Consider the following 10,819-nt stretch of genomic DNA (forward strand, 5'->3'; position numbering starts at 1 on the left):
TTAAAAAGCACCTTGCAGCTAAGCCTAGGCAAAGGCAATCAGCTCATGATTGATCTGTGGGATAGTTATAACTTAAGCTTGTACAGCATCAACACACTAGAGATTGTGCAAGATAGCCGTGGGCGTTGGTATGCGTGTNTCACAGTAAAAGACTTCCCTAAGAAAACGTGTGGTACAGGTAAAATCGGGATTGATTTAGGGTTAAGTTCGGCAGCGGTGGCATCCAATGGTGATACCTTAGAAANGAAACAAACACAGNAGTGGGCTAAGCCCTTAGCNATTGCACAACGTGCAAGGAATAAAAAGCGAGTTAAGGCGATTCATNCNAAGATAAAAAACACTCGACAACATATGATTCATCAATTCACCACTAAGCTAGTGAAAGAGAACGCTTTGATTGTGGTGGGTGATGTANCGAGTAATCAATTTAACAGTAAGAAATCAANACTAGCCAAGTCCGTCTATGACGCTGCTTGGTTTGAAATCAAACGGCAATTGACTTATAAATGCGAGCACGCAGGTTGCCGTTTTGAAGTCGTATCAGAACGATACACTACCCAAACGTGTTCGTGCTGTGGCAGTCGTGACAGCAGTCCGAAAGGTAGAGCAGGTTTGCGAATAAGAGAATGGACGTGTGCGCAGTGTGGCACAAGGCATGATCGAGGTATCAACGCCAGTCGGAACATTCTTGCGGTCGGGCTTGGCCGTCTGGAAGCAGGAATCCCATCCCTTTAGGGAGGGGAGGAAGTCAACTTGTTTATTCACCTCAATTTGGAGTTAAATCGTGTCCCAACTTATTCGAATCGGTATCGTCGGCTATGGTAATCTTGGTCGTGGTGTAGAGACCGCCATTCAGCACAATCCTGATATGAGTCTTGTTGGTGTGTTTAGCCGTCGGCCACCAGAGCAGTTGGTGACGCTCAATGAGCAGACCAAGGTCTTTGCCATGGATGACCTAAAGCGCTTTCAAGATAAAATCGATGTGTTAATTCTATGTGGTGGTTCTAAAGACGATTTGCCGCAACAGACGCCGGCGTTGGCGGCATTATTTAATACAGTTGATAGTTTTGATACCCACGCTAGAATTCCTGAGTTTTATGCCAGTGTTGATGCTGCTGCAGCCCCTGCCAAAAAAACGGCACTCATCAGCGTGGGCTGGGATCCTGGTTTATTCTCACTTAATCGTTTATATGCTGAAGCGGTGCTGCCTGATGGGGAGAGCTACACCTTCTGGGGCAAGGGTTTAAGCCAAGGTCACTCGGATGCTATACGTCGCGTTGAGGGGGTAAAGGCGGGGGTGCAGTATACCTTGCCTTCAGCCAAAGCCATGGATGCCGTGCGTACAGGCACTCGCCCAACGCTTAGTACACGTGATAAGCACACACGTGAGTGCTATGTGGTGCTGCAAGCGGGGGCGGATGCCGCCGTGGTTGAGCAGACGATTAAAACCATGCCTAACTACTTTGATGAATATGACACTACCGTTCACTTTATTGATGAGGAAACCTTAGCACGTGAGCATCAGCGAATGCCGCATGGTGGCTTTGTGATCCGTAGTGGTAATACATGCCCTGAGCATAATCAAGTGATTGAGTATGGTTTGCAGTTGGATGATAACCCCGGTTTTACATCCAGTGTACTCGTTGCTTATGCGCGGGCTGCTTATCGTATGAATCAGCAGGGTCAATACGGTGCTAAAACCGTGTTTGACGTAGCGCCCGGCTTGCTGTCGATAAAATCACCAGAGCAATTGCGTAAAGAGATGCTGTAGTGGTAGCGTGATGGGGTTGAAATCATAGTACAATGCGTATATACCGATGCCGCTTCGTTGATTTTTAACTAAGCAGCTTAGTATCGACTAAGTCATGAATACATGCTTAACAACAAGAAGCTTGGATTTTAAGCGTCTGAAATAGGGTTTAAGGGGTGGAGGCTGTTAGTTTTTGAGGACTAAACCAGGATTGAATCTGAGCACGTATTTTCTCAAGCTCTGTCGTATAAGCACTCTCAACAAAGCTTAAATTAAAAAGGTGTTGTATATGAATCATATTTATAAAACTGTGTGGAGCGAGCAAGCGAGTACCCCCCCCCTATGTGACGGTCTCGCAAGTCGCAAAATCGAAAGCTAAACGCCCAGGTTCGTCGTCACGAAGCACATTGACCAGTGTTGCCTTGGTGGTGATGAGTGGTTTGCCGATGACGGCTAGCGCTGATTATAGGGTTGATGGCGCTGCGTCCATCAGCAGTCCGACGGGCATTACTTGTACGAGTCCAGATGGAAAACAGAGTTATTCATGTCAGATACCTAATGGTGCTGGCGGTTTTGCGACGATTAGTGGTATTACGGCAGCCGACATAGCTGCAGCGATTCAAAATGCAGAGACCTGGGCGACCAGCAAGCTTGGCCAAAATGCTATTGCGCTAGGAGGTACAACGACTAATGCTGGTGGCGTCAACAGCATAGCGGTAGGTCATAGCACCATCGCTAGTGCACCTCGCAGTATTGCGGTAGGTTACAACACTAAAGCGGAAGAAGAGGGCGTTGCAATTGGTACAGGGCGCAATACAGGCCTATCAGCGACACAAGCCGGGAAAAGAGGGGTTGCTATCGGTTATGAAGCCAAAGCAAACGGGGAAAGTAATATCGCCATCGGTAATACTGCGTCGATGTGGTACCAGGGAAACAATAAGAATGCCATCGCCATTGGTACCAAGGCACAGGTCGGTGATGGCGTGGAAGGTTCGATCGCCATCGGAAAAGAATCGTATGCCGGTCACGAAGCGATAAATATTGGTACACCCACTAAGGCTGCTAACCATAGCAACCAGAAAGGTGCTTCCAGACGTGGCTCGACCCTGATCGGCGCACAATCAAATACGCATGCGCTATATTCCACCGTGATTGGTAGCAACAACGATCTGTTGATTAATCAACACGCTAAGACGGGTGGATTTTTCGGCAGGCGGGATTGGGCTGCCCAGGGCGCTTTTTCCCAGATAACTGGTTCCTATAATACTGTGGGCAACATGGATAAGACCACAAATACCAAGAAGTACAACAGTATTGCGGTTATTGTGTCTGGTGCGGCCAATGAGGTGCAGGAAAGCAATGGTGTAATCATCAGCGGTTACGGTAACAAAGTCGAGAATTCTTATAACGACCAGATAGACGTAGGTATGTTTGAGCCTACTGCGGCCTCTAGCATTGGGGATAAGCTGCGTGATAGCAAAACCCAACTTGGCCAAGTTGGAGTCATCGGTGCCGGCAATACTGTCGACAATGGCAAAAACCTTTTCCTGACGGGCATGCACAGTAGTGTGACAAATACCGAACTTTCGTCCGTACAAGGTTTTGGAAATAAAGTTGAGAACACTAAGCGTGTGTTTGTTGCTGGGGCGAAGAATGTGCTAGACGATGTTCAAAACTCCTTTGTAACGGGTAATGAGCAGGAGTTGACGACGGTGTCAGACAGCATTCTAATGGGCAATAACATCACACTAGATAATATCAGTGAAGCAGTGTCCATCGGTAACAATAGCGTTGTGGCCAACAAAGCTACCGCAGTGGGAGTTGGCGCCAAAGCTGAGATAGAAGGTAGCGTTGCCTTGGGTATAGCTTCCGTGGCTAATACAGACAAAAGCATTACCGGTTGGGACCAGTCGACTCAAACTCCGTACGCAGGCAATGACAAAGCTACGAATATCGCCTGGACATCAACCGCTGCGGCGGTCAGTGTAGGTGATGTAGCCAATAACATCACCCGCCAGATCACCGGTGTGGCAGCTGGTCTGAATGATACAGATGCGGTGAACGTAGCTCAGCTCAAACAACTTAAGGCATCAGTAGATAGTGGTGGTTCAAGTCCAAATATTGATGAATTTGCTAAAAGCGTTGCTGCTGGCATGGGCGGTGAATCCAAGTTTGAAGGCGGCAAGTTAATCACCCAATTGAATGTGGACGGTAACACTTATAACAGCGTTAACGCCGCATTAAATGCGCTAGACACGAAGATTGGAAACGCTGGGAACAATACAAGCGCACCTTGGAGCGTTACCGACGCAAATGGCAATACCTCAAAGATTGGCTCTAACGGTAAAGTCACCTTTGTTGGCGATAGTAATATTTCGGTAGCTCAAACAGGAACCGATAATTCGGGCAAAATCGAGATTAGCTTAAAGCAAGACGTGACGCTGAATAGTCTCACCGCAAGCACCGTGAATGCCGATAGCATCAGCGTTAATAACGGTGGCCCGGTGATTGATAAAGACGGTATTAATATGAATAATAACCGCATAACAAACGTCGCCCCTGGTGTTGCTGGAACGGATGCGGTTAACGTTGAACAATTGTCAGCGGCCAATCACAAGCTACAGCAACAGATTGACGCAAATCGAGACGATATTCAACGTAATAATAACCGTGCCAATGCCGGTATTGCGGCTGCGATGGCGGCAGCTGGTTTACCTCAAGCCTACTTGCCGGGTAAGAGCATGGTAGCGATTGCCGGTGGTGTATGGCGAGGTGAGTCCGGCATGGCGATTGGGGTGTCAACGGTCAGTGCGAACGGTAAGTGGGTCCTAAAAGGCAGTGCCAACACTTCCGCACGTGGTGGGGCGGGCGGTACGATTGGCGCCGGCTATCAATGGTAAGGCATTGAAATTAAGCTTAGCTCCTGCGCTCCTGGTGGGCGGCAGGAGCGATCACTTGAAGTATTTCTCGCAGATATTCCGTAACGCTTGTTGTTGCGCATCCATGCCTAGTAATATCGTCTGACTTTGTTTGCTAGCAGCTAAGTCAAGCACAACCTGGTACATCGTCTGGGTTAACTCTGCCGCCTTGTCGAGCGAGAGGGTTGAGCCTGCTTGTCGCAACGCTGTGTCTAAGCGTTGATGGATTGTATAGGCGCTAAAGGCAATGCAGAGATGAGCGCAGATTCTGTTCTCCAAACGATGGTGGATAGGAGCGACGCTAAGATCGGTGTTGGATAGACGGAAGGCGTTTTGAATCTGCTGCAGTTGTCCATACTGGCTTAGTAATTCCTCATCCTTTAAGCTCGAGTTCGTAAGATAAGCTCGCAAACCTTCCCATGCAGCATCTGCTTCATAGCGTTGCCAGTCAATCTCAACGGAGCCATCGGCATGAGGCTTGAGGTACTTGTTATAGCCTCGTTGATTACTATTTTTCTCTGTTAAGGCGCCAGTGAGAATACCTTGTTGCAGTCGCTTTAGTCCTTTGCGACGATTTGCCGCATCCCGCTGCGCCCGTTCTGCGCTATAGTGTACAACTAGGCGTTGTTGAGCGGGGAGGTCAAAGCTTCTAGACTCACCATCCTCCCAGCTCAGCTTAGCCATGTTATTTTTTTCGCTTGTTTTGCTCGTTAAGCTAGCGCCTACTAGATAATCATACCCCTTGTCTTTTAATGCCTTAATCTGCGCTTGCGAGAGCAGACCACTGGCTGCCATCACGATGGGCTTGCCAATATTGAATTTGCGGCTTAGCGTCTCCAGCCAGGAGGTTAAACAAGCGCCTTCAAAGCTCCTACCCTCCAGCATGTCATAGCTAATGGGATAGCCATTGGCACTCACTAATAGACCTAAATAAATGGTTGGGTGTTGAGCTTTAGTGATGTTGAGAGAGCTGATACGAGTTATATCATCTTCATCCTCGCTCACGAAATGTAAGCGTGTGATTTTGTAAAAGACCGTATTAAGCACACCATCATGCATCCGCAAGGCATGTGTTAAAGCGATCTGCTCAAGGCGTGGCTTGTGTTTATTTGCTAGGCGATCCAGGTAGCGATATAGTACCTCAATCCTTAACTCGCTGCCTTGATAGCGTCGAAGGTAGTCAATGGCTTTTAGCTTGCTTAAGGGAAAGGCAAGTTGAGCCATCACCAGATGACGAAATTGTTCATCCTTAATCTGATGAAAACCGATGTCATCATAGATGCGACCAAAGATAAGCTCAGGACCAATGGTTTGGATATTTCGATTGCTAAGGGAGGCGATGGTATTGATGAATTGCTGATCTTCTTCGTTGTGGCTTGATGAAGATTGAGCACTCAGCTCCTCCAGCGTCTCCTGCGCTTTTATTTTCAAGGCATCAATTTCTAAGCGGTCGCTAGCGCAACCGATGGTTTTAAGCAGTCGCTTCCTTCCATTTTCTTTGCTGAGTATTTGAATACTAACGGAGCCTGATTTATTTTTCTTCTCACGAATAAACATGTTAAACCTTGTGCGATACCCAGAGTTACTAGGATGTTAAGCGAATTCATTGAGTGATAAGGGAAGGGTTGGCTGTCCCACAAAAAAGGTGTACTAGCTTCACACTCATACACCTTATCTAGTTAATTCTAGACGCTTTGCCTAGTTTCAATCACGCTAAGTCTAAGGCTCAATCGCATAGTCTGCAACAGCAGTGGGCACCTGCTTAATGAGCTTCTGCTCCTGCATAAACTTAGCAAAGGCCTCATAGCTGCGCTCGCTCAGCGCCCCTGGGCGTAAAGCGAAGCGCGTTAAGGTATCCTTCCATGCCCGACGATTTAACTCATCATCCAACTCGGCAGGTTTGTAGTCTTTAAACAAGGTCCACGCCTCATCAGGGTGATTCACAATAAATTGTACAGCTTGCTCTAAGGCAAGATTAAAACGGCGATACTTATCATGATCACGGTCCTTATTATTTACTACGATAATTAGCTCCTCATAGGTCGGCACACCTTCTTCTTCCACATAAAAAGCGTGACCAGGATGATTTTCGATATCGAGCTGATTTAATTCAAAGTTTCTGTATGAGCCAATTACAGCGTCCACCTTACCGGTAATCAATGAGGGCGAGAGTGACCAGTTCACATTGACTAGCTCAACATCATCCATTGTTAGGCCGTGATGTTGCAACATCACGCTCAACAATACATCTTCAAAGCCACTAACGGAAAAACCGATTTTTTTACCCTTAAGATCGGCAATCGAGCTGATGTTACTGCTTTTAAGTGTCACCAAGGTATTTAAAGGCGTTGCAATCAGAGTAGTAACACGAGTAAGCGGCAAACCCTCATCGATCTGCATATGTAATTGCGGCTGATAGGTCACCGCCATATCGGCCTTACCCGCTGCCACGAGTTTAGGGGGCATGGACGGATCGGCGGGTTCCTGAATATCCACCTTTAAATCCTGATCCTTAAAATAACCTTTTTGCTCCGCAATAATAATCGGCGCATGATCTGGGTTAACAAACCAATCAAGCAACAAAGTCACCTTGTCTTCCGCCAAGGCTTGCGTACTCATTAGCAGGCTCAAAGCACCCGCCGCAAGCAATTTTTTACGTGAAAATAAAGATTTCATCAATCCCCTCCAAAAGTATGATTAAAAACGTCTTAAGTCGTCCAATAAATCAGTCGACGCAATAGGTAGTCCACACTGAAATACAATAGTAAAGATAAACTCGCCAGCACGATCAAGGCAGCAAAAACCGTGTCCACCTGCATGCGGGCATTGGCGTGTAGCATTAAATAGCCTAAGCCATGACTGGAGCCCACCCACTCGCCAATCACTGCGCCGATAGGTGCAGTAGCGGCTGCTACCCGTAGACCGGAAGCCAATGAAGGCATGGCGGCAGGCAAGCGAATTTGCCAGAGCAGCTGCGCTTTACTGGCACCCATGGTATGTGCCAACGCTAGCCAATCACCTGAGGTGCGTCGTAAGCCGTCATAACAGGCAGAAGTGACCGGGAAGAAGATAATCAGCGCCGCCATCACGACCTTTGAAAGCATACCGTAACCAAACCACAACATTAAAATGGGAGCAAGGGCAAACACTGGAATGGCTTGACTCACAATCAAGATAGGCAGCAACCATGAACTGAGGGTGCGGGACCACTGTAGCAGCATCGCACTCAGAAAACCAAGCAAGCAACCCAAGGCCATACCCAGGAGAATTTCTGCTAAAGTCACTAGAGAATGTTCAGCAATTAAGCTGCGCTGAGCCCACAACACCTTAAATACACGAATGGGTCCTGGCAAAATAAAATGCGGCGTTTTGGTGACCCAGACAATCACTTGCCATAATAAAAACAGACTGATTGTCACCAACAGCAAGCGCAGCCCAGGTGAGATTCGATGCTTACTCATGGATAGGCTCCTCAAGATCGTGCTGCAGGAAGTTTAATAACTCACCTTGCCACGCTAGGATGCGAGCATCCTCTAAAGCGCGTGGCGCAGGTATATCAATAGTGAACAGGCTATCCAAGCTGACCGGTCGTCCAGTCATTGCCCACACCTCATCGCTCAAACGCAAGGCCTCCAGAGGATCATGGGTAATCAAGACCACCGTTCTATCTTGCAACAGTTCGGCGGCTAGGTCTTGTAGCTGTAGCTTCGTGATGGCATCTAACGCAGAAAAGGGCTCATCCATCAGTACCACGGGCTTATCCTCCATCAGGGTTCGAGCCAAGGCCACACGTTGGCGCTGCCCACCCGATAATTGATGGGGCATGCGCTCACCTAAGCCGCCTAAACCAACCTGTCTGAGCAGCGCTTGGGCACGAGCGAGGGCTTGTTTTGAGCGCTCTTTGCGTAAGCGCACACCGACCAGTACATTGTTTTGAACATTAAGCCATGGTAGCAGCGAGTCGCCCTGAGCCATCCAGGCAATTCTTCCCTGTAGTGGCTGATGATCGTCAGCGCTTACTGAACCCTCAAGCGTGGTGTCACTCAACAAACCCGCCATGCTTTTTAAAAGGCTACTTTTACCGACGCCTGAACGACCAAGAATACTATGCCAACAACCACCCTTGAAATGCGCATTTAATTGCGTAAACAGCGGTTTATCGGCATAACTCAGGCCAATCTCCTGCAAACGAATTCCTGGTGACATATAAAGAGACGCTCCTATGCCCTAGTGACGTTATTTTATCGTGATACGTGTCAGCACATGGGGGGGGAAAGGCGCTGGTGGCTAGAGCGATGGTATTGCATCTTATTTCCTCCGCCAGTACGAACTGGATCAGGTTCACGGGTGTTATCTCAGCCTGTAGCGCAATAACGCTTGGCACAGGCACCCCGACAAGATGTCATCAGTCTACCGTATTACACTGGGATTGTCTAACCAGCCACTTCAATGCGGTCAGAGCGAGCTCAGGCCTGCTTTTATCGATGCCATTCTTTGTTAATTGTAATATGACAAAAATCATCAAATTGACATAATTCAGTCATCTAAATGTCATTTTTGAACGTTAGAATTTTGTTGGATTTCGTGGGAGCTGGCTTAATTTATGGACTTCATTAAGCAGTTGATTTGCGTATCTATTATGTACAGTAAGTAGCTTTTTATCTTAAATTTAATTATCTCATTTCTTAAGGAGAGTGAAATGGCAGTTGCTATGTTTATGAAAATTGAAGGCGCTAACGGTGAATCTAAAGATTCTCAGCACAAAGACTGGAGTGATATCGAGTCTTTCTCTTGGGGCGCTACTCAGCCTGGTTCAATGTCAACTGGCGGTGGTGGCGGTACCGGTAAAGCCAGCTTTAACGATTTACACGTGTTTGCTCGCATCGATCGTGCTGCGCCTGCTGTTTTAAAGCATTGTGCAACTGGTAAGCACTTGGCCAAAGTTGAGCTTTCTGTATGTAAAGCCGGCGGTGAGCAGGTTGAATACTCTCGCATCACTTTAGAAGATGTATTAGTAACTTCTGTTCAGTACACTGGTGATCAAGAAGGTGACGCAATGATGGTAAGCTACGCTTTCCAAGCTGCTAAAATCAAGCAGCAGTACTGGGAGCAAACTGACCGCGGCGGTAAAGGCGCTGAGTCTGTGGTTGCTTACGATATCAAACAAAACAAAACGGTGGCCTAATTGCCAAGCGTGTTTTGCTTGATCGAGTAGTGTTAGGCGCTAAGGGCAGTTGACCTTAGCGTCATTTTCTTATATAGCCATGGTAATTGAATATCAGGAACGCAAAAAAACGGCTAGCGAACGACGTCAGCAGCAAGCCGTTAAAGATCGTTTACAACCGGCCTTATTTGATCGCTTAACCGATCATGCACCCCACAAAAAAAATGAAGTAAATACTGGCGTGCAGGTGGATTATGAGGTGCTGCGTGCCGCTATTCTACGGGATTTGGCGTGGTTATTAAACACTGTCAATCTTGAGTCGATAGTGGATCTGGAGGGCCTAGATGAGGTCAAAAAATCCACCATTAATTTCGGGGTCGCTCCACTGGCAGGTCGCCGCATGTCAGAAATCGATCACATTAGTCTACAAAATGCAATTTATGACTGCATTGTGAATTTTGAACCTCGCCTGCAGCGAGATACCTTAAGTGTCAAGTTTATTAATGAGGCTAATCACCTTGAGCATCATAATGTATTGACCTTGATTATTAAGGGCATGATGTGGTGTAATCCCTATCCGCGTGAGTTTTTATTGCGTACCAGTTTGGATTTGGAAAGCGGGCATATGCATATTAAGCAAGCAGAGCTTTGATCAGGACACGATGAGCCAGTTGAGAAGCCCATGGTTGATGATAACCATGGGCATTTTTGTGTTTGCCCAGCGAGGTTGGCAAACCCGACAGGTTGCAAGAGACCTGTATCACCCTGACTAAGGGGAAGATAATCCGAATGGCAAGGGCGTTGCCGGCTAACGGCAGGGTCTGAAGGAAGCCATAGGAAGTAAGATGTCCATAGCGTTAGTGAACCTGATTCGGCAGGTTAGGGGGGTAAGCGTGCACAATCTCGCAAAGCCCAATACTTAGTCAGCCCTAACATGTGATTGAGGATGGCATATCTTACAGGGAGTCAACGCAGTAACCGGGGAAG

9 protein-coding genes and 1 riboswitch are annotated in these 10,819 nt (G+C 47.5%); of the genes, 5 read left to right on the plus strand and 4 right to left on the minus strand.

Annotated elements, in window-relative coordinates; translation table 11 throughout:
- Window positions 1–12 precede the first annotated feature (12 nt).
- The 3 genes from A3GA_RS11700 (at window position 13) to A3GA_RS0110660 (ending at window position 4,650) form a co-directional block, all read left to right on the plus strand.
- Window positions 13–735, plus strand: coding sequence for an RNA-guided endonuclease InsQ/TnpB family protein (locus tag A3GA_RS11700; protein WP_476739072.1), 723 nt, complete (start codon window positions 13–15; stop codon window positions 733–735).
- 49 nt (window positions 736–784) lie between these two features.
- Entirely contained in the window at window positions 785–1,771 is a 987-nt protein-coding gene (locus tag A3GA_RS0110655; RefSeq protein WP_018027393.1) for a diaminopimelate dehydrogenase, read from the plus strand.
- A gap of 386 nt (window positions 1,772–2,157) precedes the next feature.
- A complete protein-coding gene (locus tag A3GA_RS0110660; RefSeq protein ID WP_018027394.1) occupies window positions 2,158–4,650 on the plus strand; it encodes a YadA family autotransporter adhesin in 2,493 nt (830 codons plus the stop codon).
- Between the two features lie 51 nt (window positions 4,651–4,701).
- On the opposite strand, the gene A3GA_RS12215 is transcribed toward A3GA_RS0110660, so the two are convergent.
- The 4 genes from A3GA_RS12215 to A3GA_RS0110680 form a co-directional block, all read right to left on the minus strand.
- The gene (locus A3GA_RS12215; RefSeq protein ID WP_018027395.1) at window positions 4,702–6,225 is read right to left on the minus strand and encodes an IS1634 family transposase; all 1,524 of its coding nucleotides are present in this window, start codon (window positions 6,223–6,225) and stop codon (window positions 4,702–4,704) included.
- A gap of 162 nt (window positions 6,226–6,387) precedes the next feature.
- Window positions 6,388–7,344 (minus strand): ABC transporter substrate-binding protein, encoded by a 957-nt coding sequence (locus tag A3GA_RS0110670; RefSeq protein WP_018027396.1) that lies wholly within the window; start codon window positions 7,342–7,344, stop codon window positions 6,388–6,390.
- A gap of 32 nt (window positions 7,345–7,376) precedes the next feature.
- A complete protein-coding gene (locus A3GA_RS0110675; protein WP_018027397.1) occupies window positions 7,377–8,129 on the minus strand; it encodes an ABC transporter permease in 753 nt (250 codons plus the stop codon).
- Window positions 8,122–8,874, minus strand: a complete 753-nt coding sequence (locus tag A3GA_RS0110680; RefSeq protein ID WP_018027398.1) for an ABC transporter ATP-binding protein — start codon at window positions 8,872–8,874, stop codon at window positions 8,122–8,124. Before A3GA_RS0110680 ends, A3GA_RS0110675 begins: the two co-directional genes overlap by 8 nt.
- An 89-nt stretch (window positions 8,875–8,963) precedes the next feature.
- Window positions 8,964–9,072: riboswitch (TPP riboswitch) on the minus strand.
- Between the two features lie 295 nt (window positions 9,073–9,367).
- Here A3GA_RS0110680 and A3GA_RS0110685 point away from each other — a divergent pair.
- Together A3GA_RS0110685 and tssE are read left to right on the plus strand one after the other, a co-directional pair.
- Complete coding sequence (locus A3GA_RS0110685) at window positions 9,368–9,853, plus strand: Hcp family type VI secretion system effector (protein ID WP_018027399.1); 486 nt, start codon at window positions 9,368–9,370, stop codon at window positions 9,851–9,853.
- A gap of 79 nt (window positions 9,854–9,932) precedes the next feature.
- A complete protein-coding gene (gene tssE, locus A3GA_RS0110690) occupies window positions 9,933–10,484 on the plus strand; it encodes a type VI secretion system baseplate subunit TssE (RefSeq protein ID WP_026156964.1) in 552 nt (183 codons plus the stop codon).
- Window positions 10,485–10,819: the final 335 nt, after the last annotated feature.

The organism is Oligella urethralis DSM 7531 (assembly GCF_000372065.1).
GTDB lineage: Bacteria > Pseudomonadota > Gammaproteobacteria > Burkholderiales > Burkholderiaceae_B > Oligella > Oligella urethralis.

What these genes read in the sequence shown, in the direction of transcription:
- A3GA_RS12215 (WP_018027395.1), bottom strand. Translation starts at nt 6,225, where the DNA reads ATGTTTATTCGTGAGAAGAAAAATAAATCAGGCTCCGTTAGTATTCAA.
- A3GA_RS0110670 (WP_018027396.1), bottom strand. Translation starts at nt 7,344, where the DNA reads ATGAAATCTTTATTTTCACGTAAAAAATTGCTTGCGGCGGGTGCTTTG.
- A3GA_RS0110675 (WP_018027397.1), bottom strand. Translation starts at nt 8,129, where the DNA reads ATGAGTAAGCATCGAATCTCACCTGGGCTGCGCTTGCTGTTGGTGACA.
- A3GA_RS0110680 (WP_018027398.1), bottom strand. Translation starts at nt 8,874, where the DNA reads ATGTCACCAGGAATTCGTTTGCAGGAGATTGGCCTGAGTTATGCCGAT.
- A3GA_RS0110685 (WP_018027399.1), top strand. Translation starts at nt 9,368, where the DNA reads ATGGCAGTTGCTATGTTTATGAAAATTGAAGGCGCTAACGGTGAATCT.
- tssE (WP_026156964.1), top strand. Translation starts at nt 9,933, where the DNA reads ATGGTAATTGAATATCAGGAACGCAAAAAAACGGCTAGCGAACGACGT.